The sequence below is a fragment of the Streptomyces carpinensis genome, assembly GCF_002154505.1.
GTDB classification, from domain to species: domain Bacteria; phylum Actinomycetota; class Actinomycetes; order Streptomycetales; family Streptomycetaceae; genus Streptomyces; species Streptomyces carpinensis.
In genome coordinates, this window is the sequence record NZ_MUBM01000373.1 from 1 (window position 1) to 17,835 (window position 17,835).

General features: G+C 73.7%; 17 protein-coding genes. 7 read left to right on the top strand and 10 right to left on the bottom strand.

What is annotated here, in order from left to right; all coding sequences use genetic code 11:
- Nucleotides 1-249: 249 nt before the first annotated feature.
- From egtD to egtA, 4 genes are read right to left on the bottom strand one after another with little or no spacing between them, the layout of a single operon-like run.
- Nucleotides 250-1,212 (bottom strand): L-histidine N(alpha)-methyltransferase, encoded by a 963-nt coding sequence (egtD, locus tag BZY54_RS39000; protein WP_086730089.1) that lies wholly within the window; start codon nt 1,210-1,212, stop codon nt 250-252.
- On the bottom strand, nt 1,209-2,000 hold the full coding sequence (gene egtC / locus BZY54_RS39005; RefSeq protein WP_086730090.1) for an ergothioneine biosynthesis protein EgtC: 792 nt from the start codon (nt 1,998-2,000) through the stop codon (nt 1,209-1,211). Before egtC ends, egtD begins: the two co-directional genes overlap by 4 nt.
- Complete coding sequence (egtB, locus tag BZY54_RS39010) at nt 2,000-3,403, bottom strand: ergothioneine biosynthesis protein EgtB (RefSeq protein ID WP_244217547.1); 1,404 nt, start codon at nt 3,401-3,403, stop codon at nt 2,000-2,002. The genes egtC and egtB overlap by 1 nt, the downstream gene beginning before the upstream one ends.
- Nucleotides 3,400-4,716, bottom strand: coding sequence for an ergothioneine biosynthesis glutamate--cysteine ligase EgtA (egtA, locus tag BZY54_RS39015; RefSeq protein WP_086730091.1), 1,317 nt, complete (start codon nt 4,714-4,716; stop codon nt 3,400-3,402). Before egtA ends, egtB begins: the two co-directional genes overlap by 4 nt.
- Nucleotides 4,717-5,035: 319 nt before the next feature.
- On the opposite strand from egtA, the gene BZY54_RS39020 reads away from it, so the two are divergent.
- A complete protein-coding gene (locus BZY54_RS39020; protein ID WP_086730092.1) occupies nt 5,036-5,845 on the top strand; it encodes a TIGR02452 family protein in 810 nt (269 codons plus the stop codon).
- A 116-nt stretch (nt 5,846-5,961) separates the two neighbouring features.
- Here BZY54_RS39020 and BZY54_RS39025 read toward each other — a convergent pair whose 3' ends face one another.
- Together BZY54_RS39025 and BZY54_RS39030 are read right to left on the bottom strand one after the other, a co-directional pair.
- Complete coding sequence (locus BZY54_RS39025) at nt 5,962-6,408, bottom strand: type II toxin-antitoxin system PemK/MazF family toxin (RefSeq protein ID WP_086730093.1); 447 nt, start codon at nt 6,406-6,408, stop codon at nt 5,962-5,964.
- A gap of 62 nt (nt 6,409-6,470) precedes the next feature.
- Entirely contained in the window at nt 6,471-6,968 is a 498-nt protein-coding gene (locus tag BZY54_RS39030) for a procyclic form-specific polypeptide B-alpha (protein WP_244217548.1), read from the bottom strand.
- 97 nt (nt 6,969-7,065) lie between these two features.
- On the opposite strand from BZY54_RS39030, the gene BZY54_RS39035 reads away from it, so the two are divergent.
- Both BZY54_RS39035 and BZY54_RS39040 read left to right on the top strand, forming a co-directional pair.
- Nucleotides 7,066-7,725: a helix-turn-helix transcriptional regulator gene (locus tag BZY54_RS39035; protein WP_086730094.1), complete on the top strand. Its 660-nt coding sequence runs from the start codon at nt 7,066-7,068 to the stop codon at nt 7,723-7,725.
- Between the two features lie 47 nt (nt 7,726-7,772).
- A complete protein-coding gene (locus tag BZY54_RS39040) occupies nt 7,773-8,204 on the top strand; it encodes a hypothetical protein (protein ID WP_086730095.1) in 432 nt (143 codons plus the stop codon).
- Nucleotides 8,205-8,328: 124 nt separating this feature from the next.
- Here the strand turns inward: BZY54_RS39040 and BZY54_RS39045 are convergent, their stop codons facing one another.
- Nucleotides 8,329-9,834: a flotillin family protein gene (locus tag BZY54_RS39045; protein ID WP_086730096.1), complete on the bottom strand. Its 1,506-nt coding sequence runs from the start codon at nt 9,832-9,834 to the stop codon at nt 8,329-8,331.
- 134 nt (nt 9,835-9,968) lie between these two features.
- Nucleotides 9,969-10,187, bottom strand: coding sequence for a hypothetical protein (locus BZY54_RS39050; RefSeq protein WP_086730097.1), 219 nt, complete (start codon nt 10,185-10,187; stop codon nt 9,969-9,971).
- Nucleotides 10,188-10,300: 113 nt separating this feature from the next.
- Here BZY54_RS39050 and BZY54_RS39055 point away from each other — a divergent pair, with 113 nt between their 5' ends.
- On the top strand, nt 10,301-10,750 hold the full coding sequence (locus BZY54_RS39055) for a CU044_2847 family protein (RefSeq protein ID WP_086730098.1): 450 nt from the start codon (nt 10,301-10,303) through the stop codon (nt 10,748-10,750).
- A gap of 217 nt (nt 10,751-10,967) precedes the next feature.
- On the opposite strand, the gene BZY54_RS39060 is transcribed toward BZY54_RS39055, so the two are convergent.
- Nucleotides 10,968-12,506, bottom strand: coding sequence for a chloride channel protein (locus BZY54_RS39060; protein ID WP_158103986.1), 1,539 nt, complete (start codon nt 12,504-12,506; stop codon nt 10,968-10,970).
- Nucleotides 12,507-12,816: 310 nt separating this feature from the next.
- Here BZY54_RS39060 and fxsA point away from each other — a divergent pair, with 310 nt between their 5' ends.
- The 3 genes from fxsA to BZY54_RS39075 are packed head-to-tail and all read left to right on the top strand — an operon-like array spanning nt 12,817 to nt 15,475.
- Complete coding sequence (gene fxsA, locus BZY54_RS39065; protein WP_158103987.1) at nt 12,817-12,996, top strand: FxSxx-COOH cyclophane-containing RiPP peptide; 180 nt, start codon at nt 12,817-12,819, stop codon at nt 12,994-12,996.
- The gene (locus BZY54_RS39070) at nt 12,993-14,222 is read left to right on the top strand and encodes an FxsB family cyclophane-forming radical SAM/SPASM peptide maturase (protein ID WP_244217549.1); all 1,230 of its coding nucleotides are present in this window, start codon (nt 12,993-12,995) and stop codon (nt 14,220-14,222) included. The genes fxsA and BZY54_RS39070 overlap by 4 nt, the downstream gene beginning before the upstream one ends.
- The gene (locus tag BZY54_RS39075; RefSeq protein WP_158103988.1) at nt 14,219-15,475 is read left to right on the top strand and encodes an aKG-HExxH-type peptide beta-hydroxylase; all 1,257 of its coding nucleotides are present in this window, start codon (nt 14,219-14,221) and stop codon (nt 15,473-15,475) included. Before BZY54_RS39070 ends, BZY54_RS39075 begins: the two co-directional genes overlap by 4 nt.
- Nucleotides 15,476-15,695: 220 nt before the next feature.
- Here the strand turns inward: BZY54_RS39075 and fxsT are convergent, their stop codons facing one another.
- A complete protein-coding gene (fxsT, locus tag BZY54_RS39080; protein ID WP_158103989.1) occupies nt 15,696-17,810 on the bottom strand; it encodes an FxSxx-COOH system tetratricopeptide repeat protein in 2,115 nt (704 codons plus the stop codon).
- Nucleotides 17,811-17,835 lie beyond the last annotated feature (25 nt).

Sequence of the window (17,835 nt, forward strand, 5' to 3'; positions counted from 1 at the left end):
CAGGTCGTCCCGCTGACCGGGCCGGCCGGCCCGGTCAGCGGGACGACCTGGGTAGGCGGGCCCGGTCAGCGAGATCGCCCGGCCCGGCCGACCCGGTCAGCGGGACGACCTGGGTAGGGGGGCCCGGTCGGCGAGATCGCCCGGCCCGGCCGCCCCGGACAGCGGAACTCCCTGGGCCAGCCGCCCCGGACACCGGGATCGCTGCCCGGGCCCGCTGCCCGCGCCCGGCGACCGGGCGGCGATCCATGCTCACCGCGCCACGCTCAACGACAGCGCGAACCGGCCCTCTCCGTCGGTCCACCACCGGGTCAGGTCAAGCCCCGCGGCGGCCAGTTCCCCCGTCACCCCCTCCCGGCGGAACTTCGCCGACACCTCGGTGCGCAGTTCCTCGCCCGCCGCGAAGTCGACGGCGAGATCGAGGGCGGGCACCTTCACCGTCTGGGCGGTGAGGGAGCGCAGCCGCATCTCGATCCACTCGTGGTCGGCGTTCCAGAGCGCCACGTGGTCGAAGGCGTCCGGGTCGAAGTCGGCGCCCAGTTCGCGGTTGACGACGCTCAGGACGTTCTTGTCGAACGCGGCCGTCACCCCGGCCGCGTCGTCGTACGCCCGCACCAGCACGGCCTCGTCCTTGACCAGGTCGGTGCCGAGCAGCAACGCGTCACCGGGGGCGAGCAGGGCCCGCAACCCGGTCAGGAAGCGGGCGCGCTCGTCGGGCAGCAGGTTGCCGATCGTGCCGCCGAGGAACGCCAGCAGCCGGGGGCCGGGCGTGTCGGGCAGCGTGAGCCCGGCGGTGAAGTCGGCGATCAGAGCGTGCACGTCCAGCCCCGGGCGCTCGGCGGCCAGCGACCGCCCGGCCTGCTCCAGTGCGCTCTCGCTCACGTCGACGGGGACGTAGGTGTGCAGGTCGGTCAGGGCGTCGAGCAGGTACCGCGTCTTCTCCGACGAGCCGGAGCCCAGTTCGACGAGTGTGCGGGCGGGCAGCGCGGCGGCGATCTCGTGCGCCCGGTCGGCGAGGATCTCGCGTTCGGCGCGGGTCGGGTAGTACTCGGGCAGTTCGGTGATCCGCTCGAACAGGTCGCTGCCGTGCGCGTCGTAGAACCACTTCGGCGGCAGCGTCTTGGGGTCGGCGGTCAGGCCGTGGCGGACGTCGGCGCGCAGCGCGGCGGCCATGGCGTCCTCGGGCAGGGTGCGGGTGATGTGGAACGGACTCAACGGCGGGGCTCCTCGGATGGTGCGGATGCCAGGTCCTCGGTGAGGTCCTTGAGCGGGGTCAGCAGGACGTCCTGGCGGCCGGCCGTAAGCAGGGTGTGGTCGGGGACCTGGAGCCAGCGCGGGTCGTCGTCGTACGGTTCGGAGGCCACGACCGCGTGCCGGCCGGGCTCGGCGAGGTACCACAGGGTGTCGCCCCAGGCGGTTGCGATGATCGTCTCGCCGTCGGTGAGCAGCAGGTTGAGCCGGGACCCGGGGGCGGCCGCGGCCACCTCCACCACGGTGTCGGCGAGCGCCTGAGCGGGCTCGTCGCCGCCGCGCAGCCGGGCCAGCGTCAGCGCCCAGACGAGCGCGGAGTCGTTGCGGGCCTCCAGCGACAGCAGGTCCTGCGCCGGCAGGGTGCGGGCGAGGTCCGTGAGCGAGCCCGGCCAGCCGGTGACGGCGCCGTTGTGGCTGAACAGCCACCGGCCGGCGGCGAACGGCGCCGTCGCGGCCTCCGCGTCCGCGCCCGCCAGGGTCGCGTCCCGTACGGCGGCCAGCAGCGCGGTGGTGCGGACGACCCGGGCCAGATCGGCGAAGGACAGATCCGCCCACACGGGCCCGGCCCGCCGGTAGCGGGCCGGCACCGGGTCGCCCTCGGCGTACCAGCCGACGCCGAAACCGTCGGCGTTGACCGTTCCGTACCGCTGCTGCCGGGGCGCCCACGACTGCCGGTACAGGCCGTGCGGCGGCTCCACGAGAAGCCGGCCGATCCGCTCCTCAGGTCCCACGTAGGCCAGGTGACGGCACATCAGGCTTCTCCCGGGCCGGTCGAGCGGGCGGTGCGGAACCCGGAGAAGATCTGCCGGCGGATCGGGTAGTCCCAGTTGCGGAACGTGCCCCGGCAGGCCACCGGGTCCACGGCGAACGAACCGCCGCGCAGCACCTTGTACTCGGGCCCGAAGAACACCTCCGAGTACTCCCGGTACGGGAACGCGACGAACCCCGGGTAGGGCAGGAAGTCGCTCGCCGTCCACTCCCACACGTCACCGATCAACTGCCGCACACCCAGGGCCGACTCACCGGCCGGGTAGCTGCCGGCCGGGGCCGGGCGCAGATGCCGCTGGCCGAGGTTGGCGTGCTCGGGGCCCGGGTCGGCGTCGCCCCACGGGTAGCGCGTCGAGCGGTCGCCCGCGGGGTCGTGGCGGGCCGCCTTCTCCCACTCGGCCTCGGTGGGCAGCCGGCGCCCGGCCCAGCGGGCGTAGGCGTCGGCCTCGTACCAGCACACGTGCAGCACCGGCTCGTCGGGCGGCACGACCTCGGTGAGGCCGAAGCGGCGCCGCAGCCACTGGCCGGCGTCACGGTGCCAGAACAGCGGTGCGGTGATCTCGTGCCGCCGTATGTGGTTCCAGCCGTCCGGCGCCCACCAGCGGGGGTCGTCGTAGCCGCCGTCCTCGATGAACGCCGTGTACGCGCCGTTCGTCACCGGTGTGGTGTCGATCCAGAACGGTGCCACTTCGCGTACGTGCGCGGGCCGTTCGTTGTCCAGTGCCCACGGCTCGGTGGAGGTGCCCATGGTGAACGGGCCGCCGGGGACCAGGACCTCGGCCGGGCCGGTGAACAGCGGAGCCGGTTCCGGGTCCGGGGCGGTCAGGACCTGCGGTCCCCGACGCAGCTGATGGGTGATCAGCATCGTTTCGTCGTGCTGCTGTTCGTGCTGCGCGATCATCCCGAAGGCGAAGCCCGCCTCCGTCAGCCGCGTCCCGTGGAAGGCGGTGGACTCCAGTACGTCCATCACCCGGCCGCGCACCTCGGTGGCGTATGTGCGGGCCTCGTCGGGCGCCAGCAGCGGCAGCGAGGGGCGTTCGGCACGCGGGTGCTCGAAGGCGTCGTACAGGTTGTCGATCTCCGGGCGCATGGCCTCCCGGCCGCCGACCGTGCGCAGCAGCCACAGCTCCTCCTGGTTGCCGATGTGCGCCAGGTCCCACACCAGGGGTGACATCAGCGGCGAGTGCTGGGCGGTGAGGTCGGGTTCCTCGACGCAGGTGGTCAGCAGGGTGGTGCGGTTCCGGGCCGCGGTGAGCGAGCCGAGCGCCCGCTCACGCAGCGTCTCGGCATCGAAGACGACCTCCGGCGCGCCGTCGGGCGAGGCTGCGGGGGTAGAGGCGGTGTCGGATGCGGCGTCGGGTGCGGGATCGGATGCGCGGTCGGTCATGTGCGGAAGTCCTTCCCGTGGGAGCGACGGCGGTCCGGGCCGCGCAGTCGGTCGAGCAGGTCGTCGGCGGGGCAGCGGCCCTTGAGGACGTAGCGGTCCAGGTACGTTCGGACGGCGTCCGCGACCTCGGCGGTGGCACCGATCCGGGGCAGGGCGTCCAGGGCGGCGACGAAGCAGGCGATCGCCGCCTCGTGCAGCTCCGGGTCGGCGAGCCCGCTCCGCGCGGCGTCGGTCCACAGCGGATTGTGCGGCGCCGGCAGGCCGTGGGTCCGCTCGGCGAGCGGTTTCACCGCCCGGTACGCGGTCTCGGCCGCCTCCGGGTCGTCGAAGAGTGCCGCCGTCACCGCGAGCGGCACGATCCACCCGTCGTCACCGGGCTGCGCATCGATCATGCGCAGTTCCAGGTGGCCGCGCGGCCGTACCGGCGGGAACAGCGTGGTGAGGTGGTAGTCGAGGTCCTCCCTCGTCGGCGGTCTGGGCCGGCCCGAGCGGATCCACTCCCGGAAGGTCAGCGCCTTCGGCACCTCCCACGGCCCGTCCTCGCGCCGTACGCACATCACCGGCGCGTCCAGCACGTGCCGGACCCAGGCGGTGCGCGGAGCGCCGTCCAGCGGGGGAGCGCCGGCCCGGCCCGGCCCGATCTCCGTCCACAGCAGCTGCCGGGTGGAGAGCCAGCCGGTGGGCCGGCGCCCGAGCAGCGGGGAGTTGGCGAATGCGGCCACCAGGACCGGGCCCAGCTGGTGCGCGAGCCACCAGCGCCGCACATGGCCCAGCGGTCCGGGTTCCTCGTGGCCGGCGTCCACGCACACCTGCACGGAGGCCGAGGTGCACATCATGTGCCGGCCGGCCGGGCCGCCGCGGTCCAGACAGGCCTCGAGGGCGTCGTAGCGCCGCTCGCGCAGGAACCTGCGGGGCGTGTGCCAGGGGTCGTGGCCCATGCCGACGAGGCGGAGGCCGTCCTCGGCAAGGACGGCGCGGACGGCGTCGAGGTCGGCGGAGACGGTACCGATGCACTCCATCAGGGAGGCGGCGGGCGGCGAGCTCAGCTCCAGCTGACCGCCGGGTTCGACGGTGAGCGCCGACCTCAGGGGCACGGTCCGCAGGGCGGCGTAGGCCGCCTCCAGACGTTCGGGTGTCACGGGGAGCAGCGGAGTACGCAGCTCGTGGACAAGCCACTCCACTTCGACGCCGAGGGCGCGGGGTGGTCCGGTCTTGAAGCAGATGCCGCTGACGAGTGCCTCGACCTCGGCCGTGGTGAGGGCCGTACGGCCCTCCGTACAGCCGCTCGCCGAGGCGGCGGGCGAATCTGACATGTCGGGATCCTCCTGAGATGCCACCATGCCACCGACCCGGGATCGGTGGGCCGGGGCGGAGTCATACCGTCCCACCCAAGACCCTCCGGCCGATTCGCACAAGGGTGCAGATCGGGACAATACTGCCCCGAAATCTCCGTTTGCGCGATGTTTCCCGGTGCTTCACGGCGCTCCCGCAGGTGTCACGCGGGGCTGCGCCAGAGGTGCCCCGGGCGGAAATCCCGTTGCACCGCTCGTCCAGGATCGCTCACGATGCGTGCATGAGCACGACGGGGGAGGACGCAGAGCTCGCGGTCATGGCGCGCACGGGGGTGGCGCCATGAGCGCGCGCCTGCGCGCCGTCGCGCAGCAGACGGAGCAGATGGTGATGGCGGGCGCCTATCGCGCCGCCGACGGGCGCGAGGTGCCGATCGCGGCGGCCGTCGAGGCCGCGCGGGAGGGCACGCGCATCCACGGCCCGGACCCCGTGCCCGTGCCGCGGTGGGCTCCGGTCGAGACGTCCCTCGAGGTCACGGGCGAGAGCAGCCTGGCGGCGGCCCGCCGGCTCGCGGGCCCCCTGGTGGCCGTCCTGAACTTCGCCTCGGCCCGCAACCCGGGCGGCGGCTACCTCAACGGCGCCCAGGCCCAGGAGGAGGCCCTGTGCCGCGCCTCCGCGCTGCACACGTGCCTGCTCCAGGCCAAGGAGTTCTACGACCACCACCGGGCCCACCGTGACCCGTTCTACTCCGACCGGGTGATTCACTCACCGGCCGTGCCCGTCTTCCGCGACGACGGGGGCCGACTGCTCGACGAGCCGTTCACCGCCGGTTTCCTGACCGCCGCGGCGCCGAACGCGGGGGTGATTCTGCGCGACGCTCCCGAGCGTGCCGGTGAACTGCCGCGCGCCCTGGCCGTCCGCGCCGAGCGGGTGCTGGAGACGGCCGCCGCGCACGGCTACCGGCGGCTGGTCCTCGGTGCGTGGGGCTGCGGGGTGTTCCGCAACGATCCGGCGCAGGTGGCGGGCGCCTTCCGGACGCTGCTCACTCCCGGCGGACTGTTCGCCGACGCCTTCGAGCACGTGGTGTTCGGCGTGCTGGACCGTACGCGGGGCAGCGTGGTCCGCGAGGCGTTCGTACAAGCGTTCAGCTGAGGCGCTGCCGCTGCCTCGACGTTGCTGCGACCGCCCCGGCCGGTCCCCGGGTGGAGCGGCCCGCGGCGTGTCCGAGGCCGCCGTACCCGCACCCGCTTCGGCGCCCGCCGACGGGATCAGCTCCAGCCGTACCGCTCCCGCAGCCGGTGCACCACCGAGTTGAACCGCATCCGGTCCAGCGCGCACGCCTCGCGCCGCATGCCCTCCTCGTGCAGCCGCAGCACCCGGTCGACGTCCACCCACGAGTCGCGCCCGGACCGGTCCCACGGGCCGTTCCCGATGGGCACCCACTCACGGTCGCCGTCGTGCGCCTTGCTGGACAGCTGCACGGCGAGAAAGGTCCCCGCCGCCTCCCGGGCCACCACCAGTACCGGACGGTCCTTGCCCCGCCCGTCGTTCTCCTCGAAGGGCACCCAGGTCCAGACGATCTCCCCGGGGTCGGGGTCGCCGTCGTGCGCGGGCGCGTACTCGGTGCGGACCCGGCCGACCTCACGCGGGTCGGCCTCGGTGGTGGCGGTGGAGCCGTAGCGGCCCGGGACGTCGTCATCGGTGAAGGCAGTCACGGGGGCACCCTAGAGCGTGCCCGCATGCGTCGGATCACTGGGCCTACGACGCTGAGCCGCCGTCAGGAGACCTCGTCGCGCCGCCGGATCCGCATGCCGGGCCGGCGCCGGTGGACGGTCAGGTAGGCGAGGCCCTCCTCGCCCGCGGTGATGCTGCGCGTCGAGCCGTGCGGGAGCCAGGCCGTCGCGCCCTCCGCCAGGTGCAGGGGCTCGTCCCCGGCACCCGCGCCGAGGACGCCGCCGCCGGAGACGACGTACAACAGCACGTCCAGGTCCGGTTCGCGGTGCGGTGCGACGCGCCCGCCCGGTGCGAGGCGGACGATGTTGGCGTCGAGCTCACGGCCGCTCTCCTCCAGCTTCCACAGCACACCCGCCGGGGAGGGCGGGTCGCCGGCCAGTGCCCGGGCGTCGCACAGGACGCGCGGGGCCGCCGGCAGGGGCACGTCCGCATCCGTGGTCCCGGCGGCCTCGACGGTTTCGGCGGGCTCGGCCGGCTGGGACGATCCGGCGCGTCCGTCCGAACCGGCCGGGTCGCTGCGGTGCGCGGACGGCGGCGTCATGCCGTACCCCTCTCCTCTTCGGCTCCCCCGGGTGTCCTACGATTATTCCATGTGGGTTTCGTAGAAAATCGGCGCAGCTGAGAAGGGGTGTGCAGGCGTGGCCACCACACGGCGGAGCCCTCGCCGACGCGAGGTGCTGGACGTGCTGCGCGCAGCCGCCGGGCCGCTGGGCGTCACGGAGACGGCCGAGCGGATCGCGGTCCACCCCAACACCGTCCGGTTCCACCTGGACGCACTGGTGGCCGAGGGGCTGGTCGAACGGCGGATCGAGGAGCCCTCGGGGCCCGGCCGTCCCCGTACCGTCTACGCCCCGCAGCCGGGCATGGACCGCGGCGGAACGCGCGGCTACCGCCTGCTGGCACAGATCCTGCTCAGCCAGTTGGCGTCCCGGGGCCCCGACGCGCGGACGGCCGCCATGGAGGCGGGCCGTGCGTGGGGGCGGTTCCTGGTCGACCCGTTGCCGCCCTTCCAGCAGCCGACGGCCGAGGAGGCGACGGCGCGTCTGGTCGCCCTGCTGGACGACCTGGGCTTCGATCCGATGCCCGAGGACAGCGGCGAGGGGCAGCCGCCGGAGCGAATCCGGTTGCACCACTGCCCGTTCCTGGAACTGGCCGAAGAGTACGGCCAGTTGGTGTGCACGGTCCATCTGGGGCTGATGCAGGGGGCGTTGACCGAACTCCGGGCCCCGCTGACGGCGACCGGGTTGGAACCCTTCGCCGAACCCGACTCCTGTCTGGCTCGTACGACGGCCACGTGAAGTGAACAGGCCGCGGGTCCGCACCCCGGCAGAAAGGCAACACATCGATGAACACCACGTCGGCCGCCACGGCGAGCGCGGTCACCTTCGTCTGGCTCGGCATGGTGCTGGCCATCTCCTTCCTCGAGGCACCGCTGAAGTTCCGCGCCCCCGGTGTGACCATCCCCATCGGCCTGGGCATCGGCCGTCTCGTCTTCCGCGCGCTGAACCTGGTGGAGGCGGCCCTCGCCGTCGTGGTGATCGTCGCGGCAGCGGTGGGCGACTCGCCGAACAGCGTCATCGCGCTGACCGCGGCCGTGGCCGTCCTGCTCCTCGCCCAGCTGGTCTTCGTCCGGCCCCGCCTCAACCGCAGGTCCGACCGCGTCCTGGCCGGGGAGGACGACGGCCCCCGCTCCCGGGGCCACCTGGCCTATGTGGCCCTGGAGCTCGCCAAGGTCGCCGTGCTGATCGCCCTGGGAATCAGCCTGCTGACGGTGTGAGCCGAGCGACACGGATGGGGCCCTCCGGTGGAAGGGCCCCATCTCTGTGTGTTGCCGTGCCTGTGCGTGCGGCCGTGAGGTGTGTGCCGGCGACGCCCGAGCGTGCGGCCCGGAAGCGGGACGGTCAGCTCTCGGACCCGTCCACCGGCACCCTCTGCGCCGGCGGCGGCACGCTCCCGTTCAGGGACGGCGACATGCCGTTCGCGCCCTGGCCGTTGCTGTTCGGCCCGTTGTGGTTCATGGACGCGAGGAGCTGGCGGGCGAGGCCAAGGCCGGTGCCGCCCATGGTGAGCGCCTTGGCGAACAGGTCGGCCATCCCGTCGGCACCGTTGAGCAGCACCATGTTGTCGACGTTGCCGAAGGCGGAGGCGCCCGCCTGGACGATCTCCGGCCAGTTCTCCGCGAGTTGCTGGGCGACGACGGCCTCCTGGTTCTCGGCCAGGGCCGCCGCCCGCGCCTTGATGGCCTCCGCCCCCGCCAGCCCCTTGGCCTTCGTCGCCTCGGCATCCGCGAGGCCCTTCGCCTGCGCGGCCGCCGCCTCGGCCTCACCGGTGGCCCGGGTCGCCGCGGCGGTCGCCGCACCCCGGGCCTTGGTGGCCTCCGCCTCCGCGCCCGCGGCCGTCTTGACCCGGGTCGCCTCGGCCGCCGCCGCGAGCTCCGTCTCCTTGGCCTTCGCCTGCGCCGCCGAGATCCGCGCGTCGCGCTCGGCCTCGGCGAGCGTGCGCTTCTCGTACGCCTTGGCGTCCGCCGGCTTGCGCACGTCCGCCTGGAGCTGCTGCTCGCGCCGGTGCGCCTCCAGTTCGGCGACCCGCGTCTCCTGGACGACCACCTCCTGCCGGGCGCCGGCTTCGGCGAGCGGACCGGCCTGGCGGGCCTTCGCGGCCGCCTTGTCCCGCTCGGCCTGGTAACCGGCCTGCAGGATCTCGCTGTCCCGGGTGGCCTCGGCCATCCGTGCGAACGACTGCTGCTCCGCCTCGGTGGCCAGCCGGTTCGCCTCCGCCTGCGCGATGCGCGCGTCCCGCTGGACGGCCGCCGCGTGCGGCATCGCGAGATTCTGGATGTAGCCGGTCGGGTCCTCGATCTCGTGGATCTGCAACGAATCCACGATCAGACCGAGCTTCTCCATCTCCGTGCCGCAGGCCGCCCGGGTCTGCCCCGTCAGCTTCTCCCGGTCGCGGATCATGTCCTCCACCGTCAGTCCGCCCACGATCGAGCGCAGATGACCGGCGAAGACGTTGTGCACCCGCTCCGACATCAGCTTCTGCTGGTCCAGGAAACGGCGGGCCGCGTTCGCGATCGACACGAAGTCGTCGCCCACCTTGAAGATGACCACGCCCCGCACCTTCAGCGGAATGCCCTGATGGGTCACGCAGTCCACGTGCAGTTCGGTCTCGTTCAGGTCGAGTGAGAGCTTGCGCACCGCCTGTACCCCGGGCAGCACCAGCGTGCCGCGCCCGGTGACGATGCGGAACCCCATGCCCTCCTCGAGGCCCTCGGTCCGGTGCTTGGAACCCGAGATGATCAGTGCCTCGTTGGGTTCGGCGACCCGCCACATCATCTTGAACAGACCGATCAGAACGAGGACGGCGACGACCGCCACCCCCGCCACGACGCCGACGATCATCGGCATACGCCCCCTTTGGGTTGGTGCCCGTTCGGCACCGAACGAGGGGAGTGTGCTCCTCGGCGGCCCCCTGGTGAAGTCACCGGCGCGTCCTTGTTGCAATCTTGACGCGTACTGCTCTCACCTGCGACGGAGCGGGCTCAACTGTCGTACACCGCCTCGACGTAGACCGTCCGGGGCGGCAGGTACTCCACCACCATCACCACCGTGCCCCGCTCGATACGGCCCTTGCCGTCGGCGGCGTAGGCCAGGAAGTGCTCGGCGCCGCCGCGCACCCGGACGATCACCTCGCCCACCAGCCCCGGCCCGACGGTACCGGTGACACGCCCCATCAAGCCGACCATCGCCGCATCCTCCATGGCCGCAGCCTAGATCCTGCCGGGGCTTCAGGCAGGAGGGCGGAGGGTAGAAGCTCGCACGGTGCCGCCGAGGACCGGGGGCGGGCCGGACACGGTGCGCGAAGGGGGAGTTCATGTCCGACGAGCTGGTTCGGTTCGAGCTGGGGGAGGGCTCGGCCGGGGTGTACGTGGAGCTGGCCGAGGACGACTCCGGAGTGGAACGGGTACGGCGGCGCAACGGTGCGCGGCAGGAGGCGGTGGACGGGTTCGAGACCGGCCTCGACCAGATCCGTGACGTGGCGGCCCGCACTCTGCGGCGGATCACCTCGATGCCGGCCGCACCGTCGACGGTGGAGCTGGAGTTCGGGGTGAAGTTCAGCGTGGAGGCGGGCGCGGTCATCGCGCGGACCGGCGTCGAGGGGCACCTGAAGGTGAAGGTGGTCTGGGAGAACGCCGCTCTGGAACGAGGTGAGGGTCGGGACGCAAACGACGAGGACGACGAGGAAGACGACGGCACGGAGGCGACCGGGGCGGCGGACGCGGCCGGAGGCGGCGCCGGAACCGGCCCTGGAGCCGGCGCCTGATCCGGCACTCGGGCCGTTTCGCCGTCGGAGCGGGCGCCTGGACCGGCGCTGGAGTCATTTCGCCTTCGGAGTCGGCGCCTGACCCGGGGCTGGGGTCGCTTCGCCACAGGAGCCGACACCTGATCCGGCGCCCGGGTCCTTTCGCCTCCGCAGTCGTCGCCTGACCCGGCGCGCGGTCACTTGGCCATCCGAGCCGGCACCTGGCCCTGACTACGGGTCACTTCGCCATCGGATCGGTCGACTTGACCGCCACCGGGTCCGCACCGGCCGGCCCCCGGCGCATGGGTGCCACCCTCGTGTGCTGCGCCGGTGCCGTCACGACCTCAGGGGGCGTCGGCTCCTTCACCAGGCTCGGCTCGGCCCAGATCCGCTCCAGCTGGCTCCGGTACAGCGTCGTGCCGCCGGTGACGGCCTGTGCGCACAGCACGGCGAGGATGCCGGGGCCGAGGAGCGAGGCGTCGCCCAGCATCTCCGCCACCATCACCAGGACCCCGAGCGGAGCGTGGGCCACGGAGCCCAGACAGGCCGCCATCCCGACCGCCACCGGGACCAGGGGGCTGTGCGGAGCGATGCCGAGCGGCTCCGCCACCCGCCACAGCGCGGCGCCCACACCCGCACCCACCACCATGCCCGGCCCGAAGATGCCGCCCGACCCGCCCGAGCCGACCGTCAGCGCGGTACCCACGATCTTCGCCAGCGGCAGTGCGAGAACCACGGTCAGCGGCAGATCGAGCAGGAGCTGCCGCTGCGTCACCGCTTCCATCAGGCCGTAACCGGTGCCCAGCACTCCTGGCACCAGCAGCCCCAGCCCGCCCACCAGCAGCGCACCGACCGTCGGCGCCGCGATCCGGGCGAGCAGCCCGCGTGCCCGTCTCTCCACCCGCGTGTGCACCGCGTAGAAGCAGGCCGTGTACAGCCGTCCGGCGCCGCCCGCGACCACGCCGACGACCGCCACCAGGGCGAACTCGCCCACGCCGCTGACCGCTTGGCCCGGACGACTGCCCAGCACCGGGGTGAACCCGAAGCAGGCGCCGAACACCAGCCAGCCTGCGACGGAGGAGATCAGGGCCTTCGGCAGCACCTTGGCGTCCATGCCTTTGCGGTACAGCATCTCCGCCCCGAGCAGTGCTCCACCGAGCGGAGCCCGGAAGATCGCGCCCACTCCCGAGGCGAGCCCGATCACCAGGGCCGTGCGTGCCTGTTCCCGCGACATGCCGGTGCGCCTGGCGATGACGGAACCGAACGCCGCCGAGATCTGCGCGGCCGGTCCCTCCGTGCCCCCCGAGCCGCCGGAGCCGAGGGTCAGGGCCGACGCCACGAGTTTCACCACCGTCACCCGGCCGCGCATGCCCGTCGGGTCGTGGTGGGCGGCGGCGATGGCGGCGTCCGTGCCGTGACCGCGCGCCTCGGGCGCCAGCCAGAGGGCGAACCCCGTGGCGACCAGGGCACCTCCGGCTGCCACCAGCGGCACCAGCCATGGCCGGTCGGAACCCGCCAGCGTACGGAATCCGCCCTCCGCCGACGTCCGGTAGGGCCGGTAACCGGCCACCGATTCGAGCAGCCAGCCGGTGCACAGGTGCAGCAGCCCGAACAGCGCCGCCGCGCCCAGACCCGCCACGGCGCCGATGAGGACGGCGGGCACCACCCAGCGTGCCGTCGAGTCGTCCGTGTCGTCGGCGGGCAGCAGCCGGGCGCCCCAGGACCGTAACGACCGGCGCCTCGACCGCTCTGCCGTACCACGCGCCCCCGTATCCACTTGTGCTCTCCCGCCGCCCGACATCTTCACCACCTCAGAGGGTGACGGTCGGCCGGTGTCAAGGTCAACCTGGCAGCCTCGGAAGGAGTATGACGGCGGGTCAGAAGGGTGACACCCCGTCGCACAACCGTCCAATACACCCCGACGGAACCCGTGGGTCGCGCCCGAATCGCGGGCTGACCTGCCCACGTTCCTCTGGTTATCCTCAAAGTCGGTGCAACGGACAGTCATGGTGGGCAGTCATGGTGCGGTGGCGACAGGTGGGGGGCTGAGACCGATGCCGAGCGGGGCCGGTGAGCGCACGGCGGACATGCCGGATCTGACGGGGCTGTCCCTGGAGGAGATCCTGGAAGGCACCGACTCGGCGCTGTCCGAGGCGTTGCGCCGCGTGCTGCGCCATCTGGCAGGGGAGGAGGCGCCGGTGGCCGCCTACGACTCCGGAGGCGACACCGCCGACGGCCCTCGACGAGTCACCACCCCCGTTTCGTGAAGGCGGTGGACGGCGCGGGCCCCGGCCGGTGGCCCGACGACCTCCTCGACGTCGCGGCCCTGCGCACGGCCGGCACGCGCCCGCTGCCCTTCAGGGAGTTCGTCGTCAAGGTGCACAGCCGCTGCAACCTCGCCTGCACCTACTGCTACGTCTACGAAGCCGCCGACCAGCTCTGGCGTGCGCAGCCGCACACCATGTCGCCGCGCACGGCCGAACAGGTGTGCCGGCGCATCGCCGAACACGCCGAACGGCACCGGCCCGCCTCCGTGCGTGTCATCCTCCACGGCGGCGAACCGCTGCTGGCCGGGGTCCCGCTGCTGCGTGAGCTGACCCGCACCCTGCGCGCGCTCATGCCCGCCGGTACCGAGGCGGAAGTCGTCATCCAGACCAACGGCACCCTTCTCGACGACGACGTGCTGCGTCTGTGCCACGAGGAGGACATTCGGATCGCGGTCAGTCTCGACGGCACCGCCGAGGTCCACGACCGCACCCGCCGCGACCACTCCGGACGCGGCAGCCACGCCCGGGTCGCCGGCGCGCTGCGGCGCCTGGCCACGCCCGAGCACCGCCGCGTGTGGGCCGGCGTGCTGTGCACCGTCGACGTCACCGCCGACCCGCTCGCCACCTACGAGCACCTGTTGTCGTACGACCCGCCGTCCGTCCGTCTCCTGCTGCCCCTCGGCAACTGGACGAACCGCCCGCCGGGCCGCACCGACGACCCCGCCGCGACTCCGTACGGCCGGTGGCTCGCCACCGTCTTCGACCGCTGGTACGACGCTCCCGGACCTCCGGTGCGTATCGCGTTCTTCGAGTCGGTCCTCGACCTCCTGCTCGGCGGCGTCACCCGCACCGAGACCATCGGCGGGGCCCCCTCCCAGCTCGCCGTGGTCGACACGGACGGCGCGCTCACCCTCTCCGACCAGCTGAAGTCGGCGTACGAAGGGGCCGATCGCAGTGGCCTGGACGTCCACCGCCACGCGTTCGACGCGCTGCTGGACCACCCCGGGGTCGTGGCCCGCCAGCTGGCGGCGGACGGGCTGGCCGCCCAGTGCCGGGCCTGCCCGGTCGGCGCGGTCTGCGGCGGCGGCCACTATCCGCACCGCTACCGCGCCGACAACGGCTACCTCAACCCGTCCGTGTACTGCCCGGACCTGATGGCGCTGATCCGGCACGTGGCCGACGTCCTGCGCGCCGACCTCGCCCGAGCCGCCGGGGTCCGCCGTTGACGCACGACCGCCCGGCCGCCGCGGTGGCCGCACCCGCGCTGACGCTGCCCCGCGAGCTGTGGCGGCAGATCGCCCGCGGGACACCGGACGCCGACACCCTGCGTGTGCTGCGGGCCGCCCGCGCCGGCCGCAACCTGCTGCTCCTGCGGGCCGTGCACCACGCCTCCCGTGACCGCGGGGGCAGGGCCGGCCGGGACTCCGGCGCCGCCATGGCTGTTCTCTCCGCCGTGCGCCGTCGGGCGCCCGCGGTCTTCGACACCCTGGTCACGGACCCGGCCGCGGGGGTCGTGCTCGCCGAGGCCGTGCGCAGCGGCCGCCCCGACTCGGTGGCCGTGCTCGCTGTGGTCGCCGGGCACCGGGCGGGCCTGCCCTTCCGTCTGGAGGTTCCGGTGCGCCACGGCACCGTCGACCTGCCCGGCCTCGGCCGCGCCGGCCTGGGCGCCGCCGCGAGCACCGCGCGGGTGGAGCGCGGCCCGGACGGCCCGACCACCGTGAGCGCCCCGGGCACGCCCGCCGCGGTCCGGATACCCGACCCGGCGGCGGAGCGCGCGTCCGGCTGGGAGCCGGTGCCACGGGTCCGTCTCGCGGCGCCGCGCCCCGGTGCCGCGCCGGTGATACGCCTGGACTCGCACGGTCCCCTGGACCTCGGCGCTCCCCGCGTCCTCGGCCCGCAGGAGCTCGAGCGCTGGCGTGACCGGCTCGGCGCCGCCTGGGAGTTGCTCGCCGTCGGCCATCCCGACCGCGCGGACGCCGTGCGCGACACCGTGAGCGCCGTCCTGCCCCTGGACCCACGGCCGCCCGGCGGCACACGCGGCGCTTGGCTGAGCGCCTCCTTCAGCGACGCCTTCGGTCTCGTGGCGCTCGCCCCGCTGGACGACCCGGCCGAACTCGCCGCAGCACTCGTCCACGAGACGCAGCACTCCCTGCTGTACGCCCTCCAGGACCTCACCCGGCTGCTCCACGCCCGGCCCGGCGCCCGCGGGCACGCGCCCTGGAACGACCGCCCCCGTCCGCCGTCCGCGCTGCTCCAGGGCGCCGCCGCGTTCCTCGTGACCGCCGGGTTCTGGCGCCGGGAGGCCGCCCTCGGAGCTCCGGCGGCCACGGCGCCGTACGAGCGGTGGCGGCGCACCGCCCGCCTGGCCTGTGACGAACTGGAGCGCGGCGGCTGGCTTACCGAGAACGGCCACCGGCTCCTGGACGCCCTGCGGGACGTGCTCGCCGGCTGGGAGGACGCGCCGGCGGACGAAGGGTGACCGGCAGGTGCCGGGGGCTCAGGCCCTGCCCTCCAATCCCCGCCTGCCCGGCGGCGCCTGGCAGGCACTGCCCGGAGCTCTGTCGAGCAGGGGCCCCAGCGGTGTTGCCGAACCGCCCACGTGTCTCCGCCATGTGCGCGCTCCGGCGCCGTGCGATCGCACGCGTCAGGCGCCGCCGGGCGCGCCCTTCGGGCGGACGGCGGGAAGGTGACGGCAGGAACTAGATCGGCGGCGGCTCGATGTCGCACTCCGCTCGGATTCCGGCGGCGGCGCCCCGGCTCTCCGGATGGTCCGGGCCGAGCGTGGCCAGATAGCGCCGCTGCACCGAGGCCAGCAGTTCCTCACCGGCCTCCGTGTCGTCCGTCGCGTTCATGTCCAGGGCCACGTTGGTCAGCGCGGCCAGCGTCGCCGGGTGCCGGTCGCCGTAACGGGCCTGGAGGGTGCGGGCGCACTCCTCGCCCAGCGCCCGCGCCGCCGCCGGGTCGCCGCCCAGTGCCAGGTCGGTGGCGAGGTTGACCCGGGCGAGCAGCAGCCAGGGGTGGTCGTCCGGGAGCGCGGAGGCGAGGGCGGCCACCGTCTCCTCGTCGACCCGGCGGGCCTCGGCGTGCTGCTGGGCGGCGCGCAGGGCCGCCCCGTGGTCGACGCCGGCCGCGCCCGTCAGCGGGTGCCGGGGGCCGAGCACCGCCCGGTAGCGGTGCAGGGCCTCGGCGCTGTGCTCGCGCGCCCCCTCCGGGTCGCCGGTCAGCCGCAGGTCGTTGGAGATGTTCGTCAGCGCCGCCAGGGTGTCGATGTGGTCCGGGCCGAAGTGCAGGCGGTACTGCTCCAGCGCCTCCTGCGCCAGGGCGAGACCCTGCTCCAGCTCGCCCGCCTTGCGGCAGGTCACCGACATGTTCTTGATGGCGCGCAGCGTGTGCGGATGTTGGTCGCCGTACTGTTCGCGGTACCGGGCCAGCGTGCTCGTCTGGAGGATCAGCGCGTCCGCGTACCGGCCGCACTCGCGCATGTCGCGGGCGACGTTGTTGATCGAGAACAGGGTCGAGCGGGCCGTGGGGCCCAGGAGTTCCAGGCGGGCGTCGTGGATGCGTTCGTCGAGCGTGAGCGCCTCCTCGTACAGGCCGTTGACGCGCAGGCTCACGCTGTAGTTGTGACCCACGGTCAGGACGTGCGGGTTCTGGTCGCCGTGGCGTCCGACGCTGCGGTCGTAGGCCTCGCGATCGAGGGCCAGCGCCTCGGTGAAGCGGCCCGCCGCGCGCAGGTCGGCGGCGGCGGCACCGGCCACGGTGAGGGTGAACTCGTCGTCGTCGCCCAGGGTGGCGCGCAGCCGCCTGAGCACGTCCTCGTTGATCCGCCGCGACTCGTCGAAATCGGACAGCTGCCAGTGGGCGCTCGCCTGCTGACGGCGTGCCCAGAGCGTCTGGACGTGGTCGGGGCCCAGTGCGGTGTGCCAGACGTCGGCGACCTGCCGGGCCAGCTGGGCCGCGCCTCGGAAGTCACCGCGGGCGATGACGTAGCCGAGGATGTTCAGCGCGGTGTCGCGGGCCTCGGCGTCCCCGCAGTGCAGCAGGCCGGACGGTTGGAGGTGGGGCAGGATGTCGGCGTAGTTGCGCCAGTTCTGCGGGCGCTGGGAGTCTCCGGGGTCGTGTGCGCCGATGATCTGGTGGACCAGGTGGCGCAGCCGGGTGGCCTCGTCGGTGGACAGCTCGTCGCGCAGGACGCCGCCGAGCAGCCGGTGCACCTGGAGCGTGCCGGTGGCCGGGTTGACGGTCAGCAGCGAGTACTGGTTGATGGCCCGGATCGCCCGGCCCCGGGCCAGCTCGTCGCGGGCGACGGGGGCGAGGTCGTCGGGCAGGTTCAGCAGCCGGGCGTCGCGCAGGAAGGACTGCGCGATGGGCTCCGGTCCGAAGAAGGCGAGCAGCCGCAGCAGTTCGAGCGCCTGCGGGTGCTGCGCGCGCAGCAGGTCCNNNNCCTCCCTGCGGCGGTTCTCCAGCAGGTCCAGGTAGGAGGCGGTGTCGATGCCGGAGTGGGCCAGTGCCGCGACCGAGTGTTCGAGCGCCAGCGGCAGGTCGCCCAGTGACTCGGCGAGCCGTTCCGCCTCCTCACGGCTGGTCCAGGGGGTGCGCCGGCGCAGGAACCCGATGCTCTCCTCCCGGCTGAACACGTCCACCTGTAGGGCGTGCACCCGTTCGGCCCAGCCGGAGTGCCGGGACGTCACCAGGACGTGGCCCGCCCCGTCCGGCACGCCGAGCAGTGAGGGGATGTACGGTACGACGTCCTCGGGCGCCGCCGCGTTGTCCATCACCAGCAGCCAGCGTCTGAACGGGGTGCCGGTGGACATCGCGGCCAGCACCCGGTCCACGGGG

Coding starts and splice junctions, on each gene's coding strand:
- BZY54_RS39020 (WP_086730092.1), top strand. CDS start 5,036: ATGAGCGCGCGCCTGCGCGCCGTCGCGCAGCAGACGGAGCAGATGGTG.
- BZY54_RS39030 (WP_244217548.1), bottom strand. CDS start 6,968: ATGACGCCGCCGTCCGCGCACCGCAGCGACCCGGCCGGTTCGGACGGA.
- egtA (WP_086730091.1), bottom strand. CDS start 4,716: ATGTCAGATTCGCCCGCCGCCTCGGCGAGCGGCTGTACGGAGGGCCGT.
- BZY54_RS39040 (WP_086730095.1), top strand. CDS start 7,773: ATGAACACCACGTCGGCCGCCACGGCGAGCGCGGTCACCTTCGTCTGG.
- BZY54_RS39045 (WP_086730096.1), bottom strand. CDS start 9,834: ATGCCGATGATCGTCGGCGTCGTGGCGGGGGTGGCGGTCGTCGCCGTC.
- fxsA (WP_158103987.1), top strand. CDS start 12,817: ATGCCGGATCTGACGGGGCTGTCCCTGGAGGAGATCCTGGAAGGCACC.
- BZY54_RS39055 (WP_086730098.1), top strand. CDS start 10,301: ATGTCCGACGAGCTGGTTCGGTTCGAGCTGGGGGAGGGCTCGGCCGGG.
- egtB (WP_244217547.1), bottom strand. CDS start 3,403: ATGACCGACCGCGCATCCGATCCCGCACCCGACGCCGCATCCGACACC.
- egtC (WP_086730090.1), bottom strand. CDS start 2,000: ATGTGCCGTCACCTGGCCTACGTGGGACCTGAGGAGCGGATCGGCCGG.
- BZY54_RS39050 (WP_086730097.1), bottom strand. CDS start 10,187: ATGGAGGATGCGGCGATGGTCGGCTTGATGGGGCGTGTCACCGGTACC.